We start from the raw sequence: 18,762 nt of genomic DNA, 5'->3' as shown, positions 1-18,762 counted from the left end.
CGCCTGGGCGCCGTGGCATCGATGGATTGCAGCAGCATGTGTTGGGTAGCGAGCGGCGGGTAATGCGCCCGCATGCGGCATCTGGATGACAGGCCTACGCGGTAGGCCCCGAGCAGTGATGGCACGCTGGTATCCTTCATGCCATGAACGACTATCCCACCCGTATTGCTTACGCGCAGGCGTTGCAGATTCTGCACGCCGTCGCCGGTGCCAATCGTCCGCCCGACGAAACCATTGCCACCGCGCGTGCCGATGGTCGCATCTGTGCCGCCGACCTGATTGCGCCACTGGCGTTGCCGCCATTCGCCAACAGTGCGATGGATGGCTTTGCGTTGCGGCATGCCGATCTGGCTGGCGCGCAAACGCGCCTGCAGCTTGTCGGCGAGCAGTTTGCCGGCGAACACTGGGACGGCACGCTTGCCGAAGGGCAGTGCCTGCGGATCACCACCGGTGCTCTCCTGCCGGCGGGCGCCGATACTGTGGTACCCAAGGAGGACACTGAGGAGCGCGACGGCTTCGTGACGATCCGGTCGGCGCCGAGTGCGGGTGCATCGGTGCGCTTGGCCGGCAGCGATGTGCGTGCAGGCGATCTGGTGATCCAGACCGGGCAGGTGCTGACTCCCGCACGTATCGGCCTGGCCGCGGCGCTGGGCATGTCGCGGCTGGCGGTAGCGCCGCGGCCGACCATCGCGGTGCTGGCCACCGGCGATGAGTTGGTGGAGCCGGGTATGCCGCTCGGCCCCGGCCAGATCTACAACAGCAACCGCGACATGCTGATGGCGCAGCTGCGGGCGCTGGGCTATGCGCCGACCGCGTGGCCGACCTTGCCGGACGATCCGCAGCGCATCCTCACCATGCTGGAAGATGTGGCGGCCGCCTTCGATGTGGTGATTACCTGCGGCGGTGTGTCGGCCGGCGAAAAGGATTACCTGCCGGGACTGATCCAGGAACTGGGGCAGATCCATTTCTGGCGCGTGCGCATGCGCCCTGGCATGCCGGCGGTGTTGGGGCAGATCGGCCGCTGCCTGGTGTTGGGCCTGCCCGGTAATCCGGTGTCGGTCCTGGCAACGTTGATCGCCTACGGTGTGCCGTTGCTGGATGGACTGCAGGGGCGCAGCGAGCCGCGCCCGGTGTGGCACGCCGCGCTGGCCAGTCCCTGGGAAAAACGTCACGAACGGCTGGAATTCCTGCGCGGCCGATTGGAATGTGGTGCCGATGGACGCCTGAGCGCGCAGCCGCATCGTGGCGACGCCTCGCATCTGCTGCGTGGCGCGGCCGATAGCAATGCCCTGATCGTCTTGCCGGAGCAGGCGCGTCGCTTCGAGGCGGGCGAGATCGTGCGGGTGATTCCGTACGCGCTGTAGGCATATGACCAAGAGCGGCTAACAAAACCTGGCGAGCAGTCGTCAAGTGTGTGTAGACGGCGCGCTCAGAATCCGTGTGTACGAGTGATTCCGAGCATGCGCCGCGCCTGTCTGGCGGCTGCAACGTCGTTTTCTGGCTGCTCTAAATGACTCGTCTGCGCGGCGACGCTGCTGTCGCGAGGGCAAGAAGTAAGCGGCGCGGAGCACGTGTGCCGCTCACTTCTCCGTGCTGGAAAAGCAGCCTTGGTACGCAGGAGCTTCAGGCGGATCCGCGCGATGAGCTAGCGTTTCAACCGACGTTGATTGGCCGCCGAGTCGCGCCGGCGGATTAGCGTCGCTATCGCGATCAGGGCGCTGATCGGACGTTGCAGACCTGCAATGTCGCTTCGAAAGATTCACTCAACCGACTGCGCTGCCGCAAAAAGACGCGTAGTCCGCATAGCCGGGAAATGCGACACCCGGCGCGCACACCGGGCAGTGCGGATCTGGCGGCAGACGGATCTCGCGAAACCGCATCGATAGCGCATCGAAGCTGAGCAGGCGGCCGCTCAGGCCGTCGCCGATGCCGAGCAGCAACTTGAGCGCTTCGGTGGCTTGCAATAGCCCGATCACCCCGGGCAGGACGCCGAGCACGCCGGCTTCCGCGCAGCTGGGCGCGAATTCCGGCGGCGGCGGTTCGGGGAACAGGCAGCGGTAGCAGGGCGCCTGCCCGCGATGGCGGCCGGCATCGAATACGCTCACCTGACCTTCGAATTGTTGCACCGCCCCGTACACCAGCGGCTTGCCGAGTTTGACGCAGGCATCGTTGAGCAGATAGCGCGCCACAAAGTTGTCGGCGCCATCGACCACCACATCGACATCCTGCAACAACGCTTCCACGTTGTCGGCGGCGACGCGTGCCTGTACCGCCTCGACGTGTACGCGCGGATTGAGCGCGCCGATGCGCTGCGCCGCCGAGTCGACCTTGGCAATGCCGACGCTGTCTTCGGTGTGCAGGATCTGGCGCTGCAGATTGCTGCGATCGACGACATCGTCGTCGGCCAGGCGCAGGTGGCCGACACCTGCGGCAGCGAGATAAAACGCAGCCGGCGAGCCCAGCCCGCCAGCGCCGATCAGCAGCACGCGCGCACGTGCCAGCCGCTGCTGGCCTTGCAGGCCGACCTGCGGCAAGCGCAAATGCCGCGAATAGCGCTCAAGGAAATCCTGCTCGTCCGCCGGCAGGGTCGGGCGCACCAGCGGCAGGCCATGGCTCGTCCATGCCGTGGTCCCGCCCAGTACCGATGCAACCTGGGTGTATCCCTGTGCACGCAAGACCTCTGCCGTGTGCGCGGAGCGTCTGCCGCTCTGGCAGATCAACAGGATTTCGCGTGCATGGTCGGGCAAATGCTCGGTGGGTGCGGTTTCAAGATCGTGTTGGGCAATCGCCAACGCGCCTTCGGCCTGGCCACTGGCGCGCTCATGCAGTTGCCGGATATCGATCAGCAGGGCGCCTTGCAGGGCGCGCGCGCGCGCGTCGGCGGGGGGAAGGTCGTGGCTGCTCATGGCGCTATTGTCGCGCAAATATCGGGGTTTTGATGCGTGTTGGCTGACTGTGGAATTGGACGCATGCAGGCCGATCCTGCCGCCGTTAAGCCCCGTCACCAAGCGCGTCTTACAACGTTGACTTGCGTATGACCGTCCGACGACCGCCCGCAGTTGGCGCGGAGACTGTGTGGGGAGCCCTGATAATTTCGGAGGGCATGTCAGGGCAGAGCACCCAGACTCACGAAGTGGCTGGAGGTGACGTGCAATAACGAGCTCAACAAGACAGCGCTGCTTTGCGAGGCGGCCAAACGGCGGTGAGCTTCGACCAACAACCACGTCCTGTCCTGGTCGTGGAGATGTCAGGTGCGAGATCGCATTGCCGGCACGGCTTCGCACCCTGGTTTTCGTTCGCGCCTATGACGTTGCATGGGAGCATTTGTCATCGGCCTCACCGAGGCAGCGGTAGCGTGCAGGCATGGCGATGCGGTGGATGCGCCTCAGCCGGTGTGGCCGATCTCTGAAATGCGCGTGATTGCGTCAACGTCAACGCCGTTTGGTCTTACTTGATCCTGGACGCGCAGAGCGTGAAGAACGCGGACACGGCGGGTCAGAAGGGCGATGACGCAGGCAAGAAGGTGTCGGGGATCAAGCGGCATATCGCGGTAGACACCCAGGGTCTGCCACACGCCATTACGGTAACGACGGCATAGGTGGCCGATCGACGTCCACCGCCTTGAGCAGCGGAGCCTCTTCAAGGTCGGCCAGCGTGGCCACGGCCCCGCTGCCTTCGCAAAGGCGCGTGCCGTATCCAGCCCGCTGCCTGAGCCGGCGCCGGTGACGAGGGTGACCTGTCCCGTGAAATCGTAGGTAACGCTCATGACTGCCTCCTTGGAAGTCAGGCCGCCAATGAAGCGTTGTCGATCACGAAGCGGTACTTCACGTCGCCTCTGAGCAGGCGTTCGTAGGCTTCGTTGATTTCATCGGCGCGGATCATTTCGATGTCCGAGACGATCCCGTGCTGGGCGCAGAAATCGAGCATCGCCTGGGTCTCGGCGATGCCGCCGATCATTGAGCCGGCGATCACGCGGCGCTTGAAGATCAGGCTGAACACTTCGGGCGATGGATGCGGCGAGGCCGGCGCCCCAACCAGCGTCAAGGTGCCGTCGCGCTTGAGCAGGGCCAGGAAGGGATCGAGGTCGTGTGGTGCCGCTACGGTGTTGACGATCAAATCGAAGCTCTTGGCGTGCGCCGCCATCTCCTCGGCGTTGCGCGACACCACCACTTCGTCGGTGCCCAAGGCATTGGCGGCCGCGCGCTTGGACTCGGAAGTAGTGAAGGCCACCACGTGCGCGCCCATGGCGTGTGCGAGCTTGATACCCATGTGGCCCAGGCCACCTATGCCCACAATGCCGACCTTCTTGCCCGGGCCTGCATTCCAGTGGCGCAGCGGCGACCAGGTGGTGATGCCGGCGCATAGCAGGGGCGCCACGGCGGCCAGCTGCGCCTCGGGGTGGCTCACGCGCAGCACGTAGTGTTCATGCACGACGATCTGCTGGGAGTAACCGCCCAGGGTGTGGCCTGGCGCGTCGGGCGTGGGGCCGTTGTAGGTGCCGACCATGCCGTCGCAGTAGTTCTCCAGTGCTTCGTCGCAGTCGGCGCAGTGCTTGCAACTATCGACGATGCAGCCGATGCCAACCAGATCGCCGCTCTTGAAGCCCTCTACATAGACACCCACCGCCGATACCCGGCCCACGATCTCGTGGCCCGGCACGCAGGGATACACAGTGCCCGCCCATTCGGCACGCACCTGGTGGAGGTCGGAGTGGCATACGCCGCAGTAGGCGATGCCAATCTGCACGTCGTGTTCGCCTACCGCGCGGCGGGCGATCTCCAGGGATTGGAGGGGCTTGTCGCCGGCATAGGCGCCGTAGGCTTTGATTGTCATGTGCGTTTCCTTTGATTGGCTCAGCCCTTCAGATACTTCAAGCGTCGTGCCTTGGACGAAGCCCTTGAGGGCGGTTCGCCGCTGAATATTCATGGTTCCCATGGGTGGCTTGGTTCATGACTTTTTCCTTTGCCGTAGATGGTGGATTTATCCGGTAGGCCTCAGCTGTACGATGCGAGCCTTTCGCCGTCGGTGTCGGGCTTGCTGATGCCCAGGTTCTGGTTGGCGTAGCGTTGCAGGTCCTTCACGAGGTCGGCCAAGAAGCGGCCGATGCTCGCGCGCGAGGTTTCTGTGCGCTTGAAGACTTCGCTCTTCTGCGTCAGTTGGAACACCTCGGTCGGCTCGTCGGTCAGCCACACCGGCCCCAGCGCCTCGGCGACGAGTTCCTCGTTCGCTTAGGGGTCATAGACCCCGGCAGTGTCGAAGAAGCGGATGCCGCGATCGTAGGCATCGCGGATCACGCGGATGCTGATCGCGCGGCCCATGCCCGGGCCACAGTGTCCGGGGCTGTTGCGCATGCAGCCGAAGCCCAGTTCCGAGACTTTCAGCTTGCCCAGCTTGCGCTTGCAGATGATGTACGACTGGCCACTGCTGTCACGGGCCTGCGTGGTCTGTGCCGAGGGCGAATTTGCCAACGATGCGCCACCGATCGGCAGCGCCGCGCACGCAGCCGCAATGCCTGCCGCCTTCAGGAAGCCGCGCCCGGGGGGGCGTTGGACTCTTCTGTGGTCTCGCGATCATTGATGTTTGGCGTGCTCATGCTCGATGGCTTTCAAGTTGAATGTGGATGAGGGGATGGATGGCTCTCGGCGCGGAGACGGTCAGTCGGGCATGCGCTCGATCCTGACCTGCAGCGGCCCGGGGCGTTGCAGCGCGAGCAGTCCGATCTCCACTGCGCCGAGGCGAATAGGTGGAGGATTGGAGGCGATGCTGGCGCTTCGAAGATCAGGTGTAGGCCAGAAGTCGGCCGGCGAAGGTCACGCCCGTCCATGCGATCAATGACACGCTTGCCCCGACGCGGGCGGCGAAAGGGGGCGCGGCGGCATCCGTCCACTCATTGACGCGGCGGTAGATACCGCAGTGGAACACGAGCACGTTGGTGCAAGCCAGGATCAACATGCCGAACTTCCAAGGCGCAGCTCCAGTACCAGCGACGACGGTCGCCTGTGAGCTGAGCAGTGCGACGCCCGTGAGAACGGCGATGGCAAAGCCGATGTGGGAGACGGGAAGCAGACTGCGCGCAGCCGTGGTGACCGATACGACGCGGTGTCCGACTCCCAGTAATCGGAGGTCGAAGGTAAAGGCTGGGCCGACAAGGAGCGCGATCCCAAGGATGTGGCTGGCCTCAAGCACGGGATAGAGGTATTCGGCGCTGCGCACCGCCTCGCCGAGCGCAGAGCCCTGCAACAGCTTCAGCAACGCGTTGAGCAGTTCAGGCATAGCTCATTCAATTCCGTCGGGTGTGATGGCGTAGGTGGCGTAAACCGCGCGCATCTGTCGCAGAAGCCTTATTTCGGCAGCGGCGCTCTTACCGGCAGCGTGTTACCTAGCACCTGATTCACAGGCACTGCGTCATTCCCGTACCAGAACACGACTGGCCGAAACAGGCCGCCGTCTGTTCGATTGATGTAGCCGACCGCCTGAAAACGCTCCCCGATCTTCAGCGCGCGACCCAGGCCCCACCTGCCCGACCAAGTTGGCGGCGCGATGATGATCTCCAGTTTCTGGTTTGGGCCTTTGTACGAGGGCGCGGCATTGACTCGGGTGCTGTCCTCGGGATCTTGCAACTCCTTTGGAATCGCCAGTCTGGGAGTGCGAGCGGGCAGATTACTATCCAGGGTGACATCGAAGAGCGAGTGCGGATTGCCCCACACACCATCCGAAGAGACCGTTCCCGCGATATAGATGAGATGGTCGGTGTCGAAGCCGGACCACCCGTGATGCGCGAACGCCGGCAGGGCCGGCAGAAGCGAAGCCGCCGCCAGCGCGACAGCGCCGAGGATCATGCGCCGGCGGCCGCGCGATACGTTTTGATTTTTGTGGATGTGTTTCTGATCGGTATTAGCCATCTTCAATCTCTCCACTTTCATCGGTTGCAACGGGAGGCCAGCGTGCGTCTTGGCCAATCCAGAGGCACGCGTGTTTAGCTTTGCATGTCACGAATTTTGGCGGGCGGAAGTCAACTTGAATAGCTAATTAAATCTTAAATAGCATATTATTTTCACTAATCAATCCTCCATGGGAAACTGCTGCCGTGGTCAAGCGCAACCTCAAGGATCTCCTGTATTTCGTGACGGTGGCGCGGGAAGGCAGCTTCACTCGCGCCGCTTCGCTGCTGGGCGTCACGCAATCGGCACTCAGCCAGGCCATCAGCGGCCTGGAGGCGCGGCTAGAGATCCGGCTGCTCACGCGCACCACGCGCAGCGTGTCACCCACGGCGGCCGGAGAGCGCCTGCTCAATGCCATCGGCCACCGTTTCGACGAGATTGACGCGGAGCTGGATGAACTGACGGAGATGCGTGACAAGCCGGCAGGCACGGTGCGCATCACGTGCGGCGAGCACATCCTTCGGACTACGCTGCTACCCAAGCTCACTCCCTTGATGCTCCAATACCCAGACATCAAGATCGAGTTCGACATCAACTACGGATTCCGGGACATCGTGGCCGACCGCTTCGACGCGGGTGTGCGGCTCGGCGACACCATCGACAAGGACATGATCGCGGTGCCGATCGGCACGCAGTTGCGCATGGCCGTCGTGGCTTCGCCTGCGTACTTCGAGATCCATCCGATCCCCAAGACGCCACGCGACCTGATCAAGCAGAACTGCATCAACATGCGCATGCAGTCCGCAGGAGGCCTCTACGTCTGGGACTTTGAGCGCAGGGGTCAGCAATTGAATGTGCGGGTGGACGGACAACTCATCTTCAACACATCACTGAGCATGGTTGAGGCGGCCGTTGCGGGGTTGGGCCTCGCATTCCTGCCGGAAGAAGAATTCGCACCACACCTGGAGGATGGCCGGCTGGTACGTGTGTTGGGCGACTGGTGCCCGCCGTTCCCCGGCTACTACCTCTACTACCCGAGCCGACGTCAGCCTTCGCATGCTTTTTCGTTGGTGGTCAACGCACTGCGCGTGACGCCTCAACCAGGCCCGAAGCGGCGTTAAACCCTCGTGGCATGCTCCAGTGCGGCATCTGGCGACCCCTCCTGCCGGGAGCCACATAGCCCACCTCGTGACGCGCCGCTCCCTGACGAAAATACACTGCCGAGAACCATGCTTCAGCTTCCGCGTCCATCTATTGATCACACGCTGTTATCCCTGATGGCCTGCGTGTTTGTCGTGTTTCTCGTTACGGGCGCAGCACTGCCCGCATTGCCGCTGCATATCCATGGCGACCTTGGCTTCAGTGCCTTCGTCGTTGGTCTGGTCTCGGGCGCGCAGTTCGCCGCGGCGCTGCTTTGCCGCCTATGGTCTGGCACGATCTCGGATCGGCGAGGCCCCAAGTTTGCTGTGGTGGCAGGGGTCGCGCTTGCGGCGCTCGCCGGATTGCTTTATGTCGCCTCGATGCTGGCCGCCGGCAACCCCATGTTGTCGATCATGATCCTGTTAGCCGGCCGACTGGCGCTCGGAGGCGCTGAGAGCTTCATCATGATTGGCGCGCAGAGCTGGTGCCTGTCGCTCGCAGGTCCCGGCAACGTCGGCAAGATGATCGCGTGGATCGGCACGGCGATGTTCGTCGCTCTGGCCTTGGGCGCGCCGCTGGGGAGCATGCTGTATACGACCTTCGGCTTTGCGTCGATCGGCTGGGCAACGCTTGCCGGTGCCATGGCCACTTGGCTGATGATCGTCTTCATTCCCGCCGTCCAACCCGCGCCAAAGTGTCCCAAGTCCACCAGGCAGGTTCTCAAGGCGGTTTGGATACCTGGGCTGGCGATGGCTTTCTCCAGTGTGGGCTACGGCATCATGACTGCATTTGCCGTGCTGCTGTTCGTACAGAAGGGCTGGCAACCCGCTTGGCTGTCCTTCACAGCCTTTGCCGTCGCCCTGATGGTGGCGCGTGTCTTCTTCGGCCCCTTGCCGGATCGCCTGGGCGGCGCGCGAACCGCGATGATCTTCATCGTCATCCATAGCGCGGGGCTGGCCCTCATCTGGCTTTCCCCTTATGCGTGGCTTGCCTTTCTCGGGTCTGCCATCGCAGGCTTCGGGTACGCACTGGTGTACCCGAGTCTCGGCATGGAGGCCGTTGCAAGGGCGCCGGCCGAGGCGCGCGGCCTCGCCATGGGCGCCTATACGGCCTTCATCGACCTGGCGCTTGGCCTGTTCGCGCCGCTTCTTGGGCTGCTCGCCAATGTGATCGGACTGCAGCAGATTTTCCTCATCACCGCGCTGCTCGCGCTTTGCGCCGTGCCGATTGCGGCGTGGCTCGGTTCACATCCGGCCCGCAGGATCACGCCGGATCTCGCATGTACACCGACAAGCAAGTGCCATTGAGGGGCCAGGTCAGCCTGCGTACTCAGCCAGAATATCCAGCGGCACATGCAATGTGCTGTTGCCGGCAAATGCTTCAAGCAGGTAATCCACGACGACCCGCACGCGAGGAGCGATCAGCGCGCGATGCGGGTACTGGATCACCATCTCATAGCTCCCCGGATGATGTTGCCGATGCAGTACGACCTTCAATCTGCCGGACACGAAATGCTCCCAGGCAAGATGGACGGCGACCTGGGCCACGCCAATGCCATCGCATGCGGCCTCGACCAGGGTCTCCGGTGCGGAGAGCGTCAAGACCGCCGAGTCCGTCGGATCGAGCGTGGTGATGCTGCCGTCGGAAGCTTGAAAACTCCAGGCATCGACCGCGCCGCTCAGGAAGCGCCGAGCAACCAGTCGGTGTTGACGCAAGTCCTCGACCGTGCGCGGCAGGCCTTGGCGAGCGAGGTAGTCGGTCGATGCGACCAGCACCGTATTGAGGTGACACACCGGACGCGATACCAGCGCTGAGTCCCGGATGTGGCCACCCCGCAGGCCCAGGTCATAGCCGTCACGAACCAGATCCACCACGCGGTCGTCGAAATCCACCGCAATCGACAGCCCAGGGTAGCGCGCCAGGAGGCCAGGGAGGATGGGCATCAACTGCTCTCTACCGAATGCGGCGCTGGTCGAGATGCGCACCCGGCCATTCGGTTCGGCGCGCTGGGCCGCGACAGCATCGACCGCGGCATCGAGTGCTTCGAGGGCGACCCGTGCCTGCCGAAGAAACACATTGCCTTCATCCGTGAGGTTGAGGGTTCGCGTCGTGCGATTCAGCAGACGAACCCCCAGTGCGGCTTCCAGGCTGGCGACGTTCTTGCTGACGGCGGCGGATGTCACCCCCAGCACGCGCGCGGCCGCCGCAAAGCTGCCGGTATCCACCGCCTGGACGAACGAAAGGATCGCTCTGACCCGATGTGATGAATCCATGTGTTCTCCCCGAGCGGCCGACCATCCTAGCGGTGGCGGACTTCATCAATTGTCAACTTAATATTGAGAGTAAAACAACCAACTATCTACTTCTAGTTAATTGTAAGGATCGGCACCATGCAAACCAGATTCTGAAAAGGAGAGATCCCATGTCTGTTTGCATCATCTACGACAGTGGCACCGGCCACACCAAGAAGCAGGCCGAAGCCATCGCCGAAGGTGTCCTCAGCGTTCCCGGCACCGAGGCCCGCCTGCTGGCCGTGGCCGACGGCCCGATCGATTGGGAGGCACTGGCTGCCAGCGACGCCATCGTCTTCGGCTCGCCCACCTACAACGGCACCATCAGCGCGCGTTTCAAGAAGTTCATGGAGGACTCGACCCGGACCGCCTGGGTGCCGCAGACCTGGCGCAACAAGATCGCTGCCGGCTTCACCAACTCCGGCTCGATGCACGGCGACAAGCTCAATTCGCTCGTCACCCTGGCGCTGTTCGCGGCCCAGCACGGCATGGTCTGGGTCGGCCTGGACCTGTTCCCGGGCAAGAGCGACGACGAGCTTAACCGCGTTGGCGGCTGGCTAGGCGCGATGGCGTTCTCCAAGGACGAATCGCCGGATCTGTCCCCCATCAGGAGCGACCTGGACACGGCCCGGCACCTGGGCAAGCGCGTCGCCGAGCTAACCCAACAGTTCGTCGCCGGACGCAGCTGACACCAGAGAGGACTTCACCATGAACACCTTGGGATATGCAGCACAATCCGCGACCGACGCGCTGACCCCGTTCCAGTTCGAGCGACGCGAACCGCGGCCCGATGACGTCGTGCTTGACGTCCTGTATTGCGGCGTTTGCCACACCGACCTGCACATCGCGCGCAACCACGGCGGCTACACGCGCTATCCGGTCGTGCCCGGGCACGAAATCATCGGGCGGGTCAGGCAAGTCGGCAGCGCCGTGACCCGCTTCAAGGTCGGCGACACCATCGGCGTCGGCTGCATGGTCGATTCCTGCCAGCATTGCAATCCGTGCCAGCACGGCTACGAGCAGCACTGCATGGAAGGCGCCGTGTTCACCTACAACGGCACCGACCGCCACGACCACCTGCCGACTTTCGGCGGCTACTCGAAGCAGATGGTCGTGTCCGAAAAGTTCGTCCTGCGCATCCCGGACGGACTGGACATGGCCGGCGCGGCGCCGCTGCTGTGCGCCGGCATCACCACCTGGGAGCCGCTGCACCAGTGGGGCGCGGGTCCCGGCAAGAAGGTCGCCGTCGTCGGCCTGGGCGGGCTGGGCCACATGGCCCTGAAGCTGGCCAAGGCTCTCGGCGCCGAGGTCACGCTGTTCACCCGTTCGCCTGGCAAGGAAGAAGATGCGCGCCGCCTGGGTGCCGATCACGTGGTGCTGTCCAGCGATTTGCAGCAGATGGCGGCCGTCGCCGGCCAGTTCGACCTCATCGTGGATACCGTTCCCTACGAGCACGACGTCAACCCGTACCTGCCGACACTGACCTTCAACGGCACGCTGGTACTGGTGGGCTACATGGGGCCGCTGAACGAGCCGGTGGCGGACGGGGCATTGGTGTTCGGCCGCAAGGCCATCGCCGGCTCTTTCATCGGCGGGGTCGCGGCGACCCAGGAAATGCTCGATTTCTGCGGCAAGCACAACCTCGTCTCGGACGTCGAGGTGATCTCGATCCAGCAGATCAACGAAGCCTACGAGCGCATGCTCAAGAGCGATGTGAAGTATCGGTTCGTCATCGACATGGCATCGCTACAGCCAAAGAAGGCGTGAGATGAACACGACGGCCTGTGCCGCGGCACAGGCCCTGGCAAGAAGAGGCACGAAACATGAGCAACCCTGACGTCCAACAAACCGATCCACTGTTTCGGATGATCGGTGCCGTCGCCTCGGTCCTATTGCCCTACACCAAGGATCGAATCGTCGATGAACTCTGGAGCCGGCCGGATCTTGCGCCACGGGAACGCGCCCTCGTCACGGTCGCGATCCTGGTGTCGCGCAACGCCGGCGGCGCCTATCCCCACTACATGAACAAGGCGCTGGACAGTGGCCTTGAGCCAGCCGAACTGTCCGAGCTTCTCGCACACCTGGCGTTCTATGCCAGCTTTGCCTACGCATTCGGGGCGATCGGCGTGCTCAAGGGCATCTTCGATGAGCGCGGTATCGGCGTCTATCAGTTGCCAGGTACTTCGCCCACGCTGCTGGCGACGGAAGATGTCTTGCCCGACGCGGCTGAGCGCACTGCGTTCCTGGCGGCCAACGTCGCACCGGCTTCCGAGGCACTGAGGCACTTCACCGAAGAACCGCTGCATGGCGAAGTCTGGCGTCGTCCGGGCTTGGCAGCGCGTGACCGTTCGCTGGCGATGATCGCCTCTTTTGCCGCCCAAGGGCAGTTGGCGTCGCTGCCGACCTACCTGGCACACGCGCTGACCCTCGGAGTGACCGAGCAGGAGGTCGGTGAGCTACTGGCCCATGTCGCTTTCTACAGCGGATGGGGCAACGCGATTCAAGCAGCAGGGGTCTTGACGCGGTACTACGAAATTCGCCGATCAGTGTGAAACCAGAACTGCCTCATTCTTCCCGAGAGAGATGGGGGGATCCATCGCATCTACAAAAAAGAAGGCCTGTCACTGCGGCATTGTCGGCCGCGGCGCAGCCGCAGCAGCCTTCGCCGGCAACCGATCAAGATCGCGGCAGCGCCCAACGCTCTATGGGGCATGGGTTTTGTCAGTGATGCGTTGTTCGACGGCGGTCGCTTTCGGCTGTTGCCGGTGCTGGACCAATTTACGCATGAGTGCTTGGATATCGTTGCAGACCAGTCCATGCGCGCTGACGATGTGGCCGAGGCGGTGACGCGCTTGGTCGCCCAACGCGGCAAGCCGGCCGCGATCAAGGTCGATAACGGCAGCGGGTTTGCCGGCAAAGTGATGTACCGCGGGCCTACGAAAACGGCGTCGAGCTGGACGTTTCTCGACGCGGGACGCCGACGGATAACGCCATGGTGGAAAGCTTCAATGGCCGGCCGCGGCAGGAGTGCCTAAACGAGCACTGGTTCTGTCCGTGGCAGATGCACTGAGCAAAATTGAAGCGTGGCGGCGCTTCTACAACGAGGAACGTCCCCACAGTGCATTGGCATGGAAAACCCCTGAAGAAATCGCCCCAAATTAAGGGTCCCAAGCGAATTCCCAGGAGCCAAATCAGGCCGAAACCTCTACTAGCTAATGGCCCTGGAATCGAGGGTGGGTCACATCAACTCCGGACTCTAAAACCGATCACTACTTAGGGCGGGGGGACGTCGGATGCTCCAAAGCTCCAAAGCTCTTGGCGTTGCTAATCGCGGCTAACAAAGACGTAGCAAGCAGTCGTCAGGTGAGTCTGGAAGGCACGCAGGAACCGGAGTGTACGAGTGGTCCATGCTGATTCCGAGCACCGGCCGCGCCCACCTTGCGGCTGCACAGTAGGTTTGTTAGCTGCTCTTAGTCGATACGACCCAGACGACGATGCTTGATCCACTGACGGCGTCGCGGTGACGCGACGAGCGGCGCTGTACCGGCCACACTGCAGGCCGGTATCCTAGCCAGGTCATTTATCGGTCGGCAATGCATTGCTCATGATCAGCTACGCCCAAGCACTTGCCATCGTGCATCAACAGGTCGCCACGCTGGCCAGCGAATGGGTGGATAGCACCGATGCCGAAGGCCGTGTGCTTGCACGGGCGTTGTCGAGCCCGGCCGAGTTGCCTCCGTTCGATAACAGCGCCATGGATGGGTTTGCCATCGCCACACGCGGGCTTGGTGCGGCAGCAGGCAGCGAGCATGTGGTGGCTGGCACTGTTGCAGCAGGGATCGATGCGGATGCGGCGGAGCCGGGTGCGGCGTGGGAGATCATGACCGGCGCCGGGGTGCCTGCGGACGCCGATGCAGTGGTGCCGATCGAGCAGGTGGAAGTGCTTGCGCAGCATGACGCACGGCCCAGCCGTATCCGTCTGCGTGCCGATGTGCGTGCGGGGCAGCACATCCGCCGCCGTGGGGAAGATGTGCGCCTGCATGATGTCGTGATCGCAGCGGGGACTGTGTTGCGTGGTGCGCATTTGATGGTGCTGGCCGGTCTGGGATGCGCGCAAGTTCAGGTCATGCGGCGACCACGGGTTGCGCTGATCGCGACCGGCCGCGAGTTGATCAGCGACCCCACGCAACCGCTGCAACCCGGACAGATCCGCGATGGCACCAGCAGCTATCTGCGCAGCCAGGTGCACGCAGCGGGCGCAGAGTTGGTGTGGCAAGGGCAGGTCGGTGACGACGATGCGGCGTTCGACGCCGCACTTGCACAGGCGCGCAACGCTGGCGCCGATGTGGTCCTGAGTACCGGTGCGGTGTCGCGCGGTCGCTATGATTTTGTCCCCGATGCATTGGCACGGCACGCAGCGCGTCTGCTGTTTCACAAGGTCGCGGTACGACCGGGCAAGCCGGTGTTGCTGGCACGGTTTGCCGACGGCGTGTTGTATGTCGGCCTGCCGGGCAATCCCATGGCAAGCGCGGCCGGGCTACGTTTTTTTGTCGAACCGGCGTTGCGCGGATTATTGGGCATGCCAGCCGAGCGCAGCCTGCGCGTGACCTTGGAGACGCCGCTGCAAGCGCGGCCGATCTGGCGCCAACATCTGCGTGCGCGCTTGTATTGCAACGCGCTGGGCGCGCTGCGTGTGCAGATCCTGCCGCAGCAGGAATCGTTCCGGGTAGCGCCGTTGCTGCAGGCCAATGTGTGGGCCGTGCTGGAGCCGCAAGACGCTGCTGATGCGCCATGCATGACGGCGGACGTGTTCGGATTGGGCCATCTGCAACCGGCAGCCCCGGTGTTGATGGCATGAACCGCTACGCGGGCCACACAGGCGTGTGCACGGCATGAGCGCCGCATCTCCATGGACTGGCGTGGTGCTGGCCGGCGGCCGCTCGTCGCGGATGGGGCAGGACAAGGCCATGCTGCCTTGGCGAGGGCGTCCATTGATTGCGCAGATGCAGGCGCTGCTACGCGATGCGGGTGCGCAGGATGTACTGATCAGCGGCCAGCGCCCGGACTATGATGGCATCGCCGACGCGCAGCCGGATCTGGGGCCGCTCGGTGGTTTGGTCAGCGTGATCGATCAGGTCGCCGATCTGACCACGCTGGTGGTGGTGCCGGTGGATATGCCGCTGCTTTCCACGCAGTTGATCGCGCGGTTGCTGGCACCCGCGCAGCAGCGCTGTGTCGCCTTCGATGAGCAGATGTTGCCGATGCGGCTATGCATCGATGCCACCGTGCGTGAAGCGTTGTCGACGTTGATGCATGGTGCTGCAGCGTCACGCTCGCTGCGCGTCCTGCAGCGTTCACTGCAGTGCCATCGCGTGACTGTCACAGACAGCGAACGCGCCGCGTTCGTCAATTGCAATACGCCCGAGCAGTGGAGTCAGCTCATTCATGAAAATCCAGATTGAAGGTCAGCAGGTGCGGTTCCGTATCGACGAAGACGAACTGGCTGCTTTGCTTGCCGGGCGCAGCGTCGACAATCTCAGCCGCCTTCCAAGCGGGCAGGGCGCGCGGCTAGTGCGGCATAGCGTCAGCCTGACCGGCGGTCACGCTGCGTGCAATTGCGCCACCGATCACTGGCAATTGCTGGTGCCGCGCGACGCGCTGGAATACCACGCCCGCCAGCTTCCGAGCCGCGACGGATTGAGCTTCAGTTTCGATGCGGGCGCCGGGCATGCAGAACACATGGCGCTGCACGTAACCTTCGATATCGATGTGCGCGACAGTGCGCGCAAGCGGTTTCCGAAGCAGTGAGTTGACTTCTTAGATGCGCCTTTGCTGCATGCGCGTGATGGGCCGACACAGGGATGGAATGCGGTAAGCGCTCGTCCTGCGGTCTGGCCAGCACCGCCCCGGCTGCAGTCTGCTTGTGAATCAGAGCAGCTAAAATGTAGCGAGTCGTCGTCAGGCGGGTGGGGACGGCCCACAGGAAGCTGAGTGCATTGGCGATACACACGCACTCAGAGCACCGATCGTGCCCGCTTGGTAGGTGCGTAGTCGTTTCTGTTAGCCGCGCTCAGTCAGGGCGTGAGCCGCTTGCACCGTTCGGTGCAAATGCCAGGTACGCGCTCGCAGGCCAGTCCGCGTTCCTGCAGTGCGGCTTCGATCGGGGCCGCTGCCATAGCGCAGTAGCCGGTGCCGCTGCGCAGCACGACCACATGCAGGCCTTGGCTTGCCAGTTTCAGCAGCAGCGCATGTTGTGCCTGCGGCTCGGGCGGTAGGGCGCGCCGCGAGGCGTCGCGGCGCGCCAGTTCGAGGATCGCGTCCGGCACGTCCGCGCCAACCAACAGCACATCGGCCAGATTCATCGCACGCAAGGCCTTCAACGTCAGCAGTCCCGGATCGCCGGGGCCGGTGCCGACCAGCTGCACGCTGCCACGCGCCGGGACGGTATCAGCATCGTTCAATGCCGCGTTGAACGCAGCGTCGGCTGCGGCATCGTCGCCGGCCTGCAGCAGCAACGGCACCTGCCCATCGATCACGCGATCGAACCAACGCCTGCGCCGGTTCATATCGGGAAACTGGCTGCGGATACGCTCGCGATAGCGCGCAAACAAACCAGCGAAGCGACCCACCGATGCATCCAGCTCGCGCTCGAGCCGCTCGCGCAGCCAGCGTGCCAGCATCGGCGCCGCACCGGCCGATGAAATGGCGATGACCAGCGGGTCGCGATCCACGATCGCCGGCACCTGGTACGTCGACAGCTCGGCATCGTCCACCACGTTGACCAGCCGCTGACGCGCCCCCGCGGCCGCACCGACGCGTTGATTCAAGTCGGTGTCGTCGGTGGCCGCGACCACCAGCCACACCGTGTCGATCCATGCCGGATCGAACTCGCCGCCCAGCTGCTCGAAGCGCCCGGCCTGCATCAACTCCGCAAGCTCGGGCGACAGCGCGTGCGCATACAGTCGGATCTGCGCGCCTGCCTTGAGCAGCGCGAGCACCTTGCGCGTGGCGACCTCGCCACCGCCGATCACCAGCACGGCACGCCCCTGCAGATTTGCGAACAACGGGAACAACGGCATCAGGTTCACTCCGAAAGATGACTCGCACCGACGGCATGTTGCATGGCACCAGCGGGCCACGTCCACACGCCTCGCTGCCGCCAATGCGTGTTTTGCTGGTCAACGATACCGAAAAGCCCATTGGCGAACTGCGCCAGGCGCTGACGCGCGCCGGCTACACGGTGCTCGACGATGTGGCATCGGTAAGTGCATTGCTGCATGCGGTGCAGAGCCAGCAGCCGGATATGGTGGTGATCGACGTAGATTCGCCTTTGCGCGATACGCTGGAGCACGTGTCGATGCTGCATGCGCATGCGCCGCTTCTGGTGGCGATCGCTGATCGACCGGTCACACGGCTCGGATGCGGCACACACCACGGGCGTCGGCCGCGCGGCGGTGGCTTGAAGCCAGTACCTGCGATGCATTCAAGACGATCCTGCGGGTGGGCCGCATCAAGCAATGGCGCTGCGTGCTGTCGGCGCATCCTGTGCATGCGCCAGCCACCCGGTACGGCGGGGTGCAGCACCGAGTACATCGCTACGAAATGTGCACCCCGCAGACAATGCCGTTCCCCAAAGATGTATGGGTGCATGCCACGAGGTGGACGACAAGTCTTGGACAGCCATGGCGCTCTCACTGGTAGCGCTATCTATCTCACGATGCGAGACGGCATTTCCTGCAAGCAAGGTGTGCAAGATTTGCGCAGCGAGCGCAGCTGTTTTTTCCTGCATGTGTTCGTTTGCCACCATTTGGCCTGTGTTTAGGGTTGGCACGAATGTTGCGTTAAGCCCCTCACCGAATGACGTACCCGATGCATCGAGAGGAGGCACAGTGGAAGACGGACAGAACAGTACTCGTAGCCGGCGCGGCTTCGCCGCGTTGGACCCGGAGAAGCGTCGCGTGTTGGCCAGTAGCGGTGGCAAAGCTGCGCACGCCAGCGGCAACGCACACGAATTCACCAGCGACGAGGCACGCGAAGCAGGTCGGAAGGGTGGCCAGGCAGTGAGCCGCGACCGCGATCATATGTCGCGCATCGGCAGCAAGGGCGGGCGGTCCAAGCAGGCCAAGCCGCAGGAAGAATCCGCGTAATCAACGGCACGGCACGCAATAGTGTGCCGTCAGTGATTCAGGGGACGCAGGCTCTGCGCTGTGATGGCGCAGGGCCTGCTGTTTTTCAGGCATACGCCCCGCCAACTGCGTGCGCCAACCAGCAATCGATTGCACCTGGATGACCTCGGTGGAGGCGACTGGTAAGGAATCTGCACGACTGGGCCCATAACTGTTTGAAGCACAACGCATTCCTAAGGAACCTCTGAACAAAGCACGGCAGATGCGCGACACTACCCGCCTCGTGTTGAGGAATCATCCATGCAACTGACGTTCGGCGACGCT

At 63.5% G+C, this 18,762-nt stretch carries 19 protein-coding genes, 2 other RNA genes and 3 pseudogenes; 14 read left to right on the top strand and 10 right to left on the bottom strand.

Annotation, left to right across the window (positions count from 1 at the left end; translation table 11 throughout):
• The first annotated feature begins 143 nt into the window (after positions 1-143).
• Positions 144-1,364, top strand: a complete 1,221-nt coding sequence (locus XdyCFBP7245_RS18375) for a molybdopterin molybdotransferase MoeA (protein ID WP_104616928.1) — start codon at positions 144-146, stop codon at positions 1,362-1,364.
• A gap of 16 nt (positions 1,365-1,380) precedes the next feature.
• On the opposite strand, the gene XdyCFBP7245_RS18370 is transcribed toward XdyCFBP7245_RS18375, so the two are convergent.
• Together XdyCFBP7245_RS18370 and moeB are read right to left on the bottom strand one after the other, a co-directional pair.
• A non-coding RNA gene (locus tag XdyCFBP7245_RS18370) (sX9 sRNA) lies at positions 1,381-1,462 on the bottom strand.
• A gap of 301 nt (positions 1,463-1,763) precedes the next feature.
• Positions 1,764-2,906, bottom strand: coding sequence for a molybdopterin-synthase adenylyltransferase MoeB (gene moeB, locus XdyCFBP7245_RS18365; protein ID WP_104616927.1), 1,143 nt, complete (start codon positions 2,904-2,906; stop codon positions 1,764-1,766).
• Positions 2,907-3,451: 545 nt separating this feature from the next.
• On the opposite strand from moeB, the pseudogene XdyCFBP7245_RS18360 reads away from it, so the two are divergent.
• Positions 3,452-3,595 (top strand): annotated as a pseudogene (locus tag XdyCFBP7245_RS18360) (transposase); the annotation flags it as partial.
• Between the two features lie 188 nt (positions 3,596-3,783).
• On the opposite strand, the gene XdyCFBP7245_RS18350 reads toward XdyCFBP7245_RS18360, so the two are convergent.
• The 5 genes from XdyCFBP7245_RS18350 to XdyCFBP7245_RS18330 all read right to left on the bottom strand — a co-directional run bounded on the left by XdyCFBP7245_RS18350 (position 3,784) and on the right by XdyCFBP7245_RS18330 (position 6,902).
• Positions 3,784-4,833, bottom strand: a complete 1,050-nt coding sequence (locus XdyCFBP7245_RS18350; RefSeq protein WP_104616926.1) for an NAD(P)-dependent alcohol dehydrogenase — start codon at positions 4,831-4,833, stop codon at positions 3,784-3,786.
• Between the two features lie 161 nt (positions 4,834-4,994).
• Positions 4,995-5,192 (bottom strand): Rossmann-fold NAD(P)-binding domain-containing protein, encoded by a 198-nt coding sequence (locus XdyCFBP7245_RS18345; protein WP_211287740.1) that lies wholly within the window; start codon positions 5,190-5,192, stop codon positions 4,995-4,997.
• A gap of 36 nt (positions 5,193-5,228) precedes the next feature.
• A complete protein-coding gene (locus XdyCFBP7245_RS18340) occupies positions 5,229-5,468 on the bottom strand; it encodes a hypothetical protein (protein WP_104616924.1) in 240 nt (79 codons plus the stop codon).
• Between the two features lie 310 nt (positions 5,469-5,778).
• Complete coding sequence (locus XdyCFBP7245_RS18335) at positions 5,779-6,273, bottom strand: hypothetical protein (RefSeq protein WP_104616923.1); 495 nt, start codon at positions 6,271-6,273, stop codon at positions 5,779-5,781.
• A gap of 68 nt (positions 6,274-6,341) precedes the next feature.
• On the bottom strand, positions 6,342-6,902 hold the full coding sequence (locus tag XdyCFBP7245_RS18330; protein WP_104616948.1) for a hypothetical protein: 561 nt from the start codon (positions 6,900-6,902) through the stop codon (positions 6,342-6,344).
• Positions 6,903-7,087: 185 nt separating this feature from the next.
• On the opposite strand from XdyCFBP7245_RS18330, the gene XdyCFBP7245_RS18325 reads away from it, so the two are divergent.
• Together XdyCFBP7245_RS18325 and XdyCFBP7245_RS18320 are read left to right on the top strand one after the other, a co-directional pair.
• Entirely contained in the window at positions 7,088-8,002 is a 915-nt protein-coding gene (locus tag XdyCFBP7245_RS18325; protein WP_104616922.1) for a LysR family transcriptional regulator, read from the top strand.
• A 108-nt stretch (positions 8,003-8,110) separates the two neighbouring features.
• The gene (locus tag XdyCFBP7245_RS18320) at positions 8,111-9,328 is read left to right on the top strand and encodes an arabinose transporter (RefSeq protein ID WP_104616921.1); all 1,218 of its coding nucleotides are present in this window, start codon (positions 8,111-8,113) and stop codon (positions 9,326-9,328) included.
• 9 nt (positions 9,329-9,337) lie between these two features.
• Here the strand turns inward: XdyCFBP7245_RS18320 and XdyCFBP7245_RS18315 are convergent, their stop codons facing one another.
• Positions 9,338-10,294: a LysR family transcriptional regulator gene (locus XdyCFBP7245_RS18315; RefSeq protein ID WP_104616920.1), complete on the bottom strand. Its 957-nt coding sequence runs from the start codon at positions 10,292-10,294 to the stop codon at positions 9,338-9,340.
• 149 nt (positions 10,295-10,443) lie between these two features.
• Here XdyCFBP7245_RS18315 and XdyCFBP7245_RS18310 point away from each other — a divergent pair, with 149 nt between their 5' ends.
• From XdyCFBP7245_RS18310 to XdyCFBP7245_RS24940, 5 genes and pseudogenes are all read left to right on the top strand, one after another.
• Positions 10,444-11,001 (top strand): flavodoxin family protein, encoded by a 558-nt coding sequence (locus XdyCFBP7245_RS18310; protein WP_104616919.1) that lies wholly within the window; start codon positions 10,444-10,446, stop codon positions 10,999-11,001.
• Positions 11,002-11,020: 19 nt separating this feature from the next.
• Positions 11,021-12,079 carry an NAD(P)-dependent alcohol dehydrogenase gene (locus XdyCFBP7245_RS18305; protein ID WP_104616918.1) on the top strand — a complete coding sequence of 353 codons (1,059 nt, stop codon included), beginning with the start codon at positions 11,021-11,023 and terminating at the stop codon, positions 12,077-12,079.
• Positions 12,080-12,135: 56 nt separating this feature from the next.
• Positions 12,136-12,864, top strand: a complete 729-nt coding sequence (locus XdyCFBP7245_RS18300) for a carboxymuconolactone decarboxylase family protein (protein WP_104616917.1) — start codon at positions 12,136-12,138, stop codon at positions 12,862-12,864.
• Positions 12,865-12,879: 15 nt separating this feature from the next.
• On the top strand, positions 12,880-13,347 hold the full coding sequence (locus XdyCFBP7245_RS18295) for a DDE-type integrase/transposase/recombinase (protein ID WP_342352098.1): 468 nt from the start codon (positions 12,880-12,882) through the stop codon (positions 13,345-13,347).
• Positions 13,305-13,474 (top strand): annotated as a pseudogene (locus XdyCFBP7245_RS24940) (integrase core domain-containing protein). Before XdyCFBP7245_RS18295 ends, XdyCFBP7245_RS24940 begins: the two are co-directional and overlap by 43 nt.
• A 170-nt stretch (positions 13,475-13,644) precedes the next feature.
• On the opposite strand, the gene XdyCFBP7245_RS18280 reads toward XdyCFBP7245_RS24940, so the two are convergent.
• A non-coding RNA gene (locus XdyCFBP7245_RS18280) (sX9 sRNA) lies at positions 13,645-13,721 on the bottom strand.
• 195 nt (positions 13,722-13,916) lie between these two features.
• Between XdyCFBP7245_RS18280 and XdyCFBP7245_RS18275 the strand changes: the two genes are divergently transcribed.
• Genes XdyCFBP7245_RS18275 through XdyCFBP7245_RS18265 form a run of 3 tightly spaced genes read left to right on the top strand, consistent with a single transcriptional unit; the run spans position 13,917 to position 16,120 of the window.
• Positions 13,917-15,170: a molybdopterin molybdotransferase MoeA gene (locus XdyCFBP7245_RS18275; RefSeq protein ID WP_104616914.1), complete on the top strand. Its 1,254-nt coding sequence runs from the start codon at positions 13,917-13,919 to the stop codon at positions 15,168-15,170.
• 34 nt (positions 15,171-15,204) lie between these two features.
• The gene (locus XdyCFBP7245_RS18270; RefSeq protein ID WP_104616913.1) at positions 15,205-15,774 is read left to right on the top strand and encodes a molybdenum cofactor guanylyltransferase; all 570 of its coding nucleotides are present in this window, start codon (positions 15,205-15,207) and stop codon (positions 15,772-15,774) included.
• Entirely contained in the window at positions 15,758-16,120 is a 363-nt protein-coding gene (locus XdyCFBP7245_RS18265) for a hypothetical protein (RefSeq protein ID WP_104616912.1), read from the top strand. Before XdyCFBP7245_RS18270 ends, XdyCFBP7245_RS18265 begins: the two co-directional genes overlap by 17 nt.
• Positions 16,121-16,386: 266 nt before the next feature.
• Here the strand turns inward: XdyCFBP7245_RS18265 and XdyCFBP7245_RS18260 are convergent, their stop codons facing one another.
• Complete coding sequence (locus XdyCFBP7245_RS18260; protein ID WP_104616946.1) at positions 16,387-17,391, bottom strand: NAD(P)-dependent oxidoreductase; 1,005 nt, start codon at positions 17,389-17,391, stop codon at positions 16,387-16,389.
• 83 nt (positions 17,392-17,474) lie between these two features.
• Here XdyCFBP7245_RS18260 and XdyCFBP7245_RS18255 point away from each other — a divergent pair.
• Together XdyCFBP7245_RS18255 and XdyCFBP7245_RS18250 are read left to right on the top strand one after the other, a co-directional pair.
• Positions 17,475-17,690 (top strand): annotated as a pseudogene (locus XdyCFBP7245_RS18255) (response regulator); the annotation flags it as partial.
• A 511-nt stretch (positions 17,691-18,201) separates the two neighbouring features.
• Positions 18,202-18,459 carry a KGG domain-containing protein gene (locus XdyCFBP7245_RS18250; protein ID WP_005990975.1) on the top strand — a complete coding sequence of 86 codons (258 nt, stop codon included), beginning with the start codon at positions 18,202-18,204 and terminating at the stop codon, positions 18,457-18,459.
• The last annotated feature ends 303 nt before the right edge of the window (positions 18,460-18,762 follow it).

The sequence above is a fragment of the Xanthomonas dyei genome (genome assembly GCF_002939865.1).
Taxonomy (GTDB): Bacteria; Pseudomonadota; Gammaproteobacteria; order Xanthomonadales; family Xanthomonadaceae; genus Xanthomonas; species Xanthomonas dyei.
This window is presented reverse-complemented; position numbering and strand designations above follow the sequence as displayed.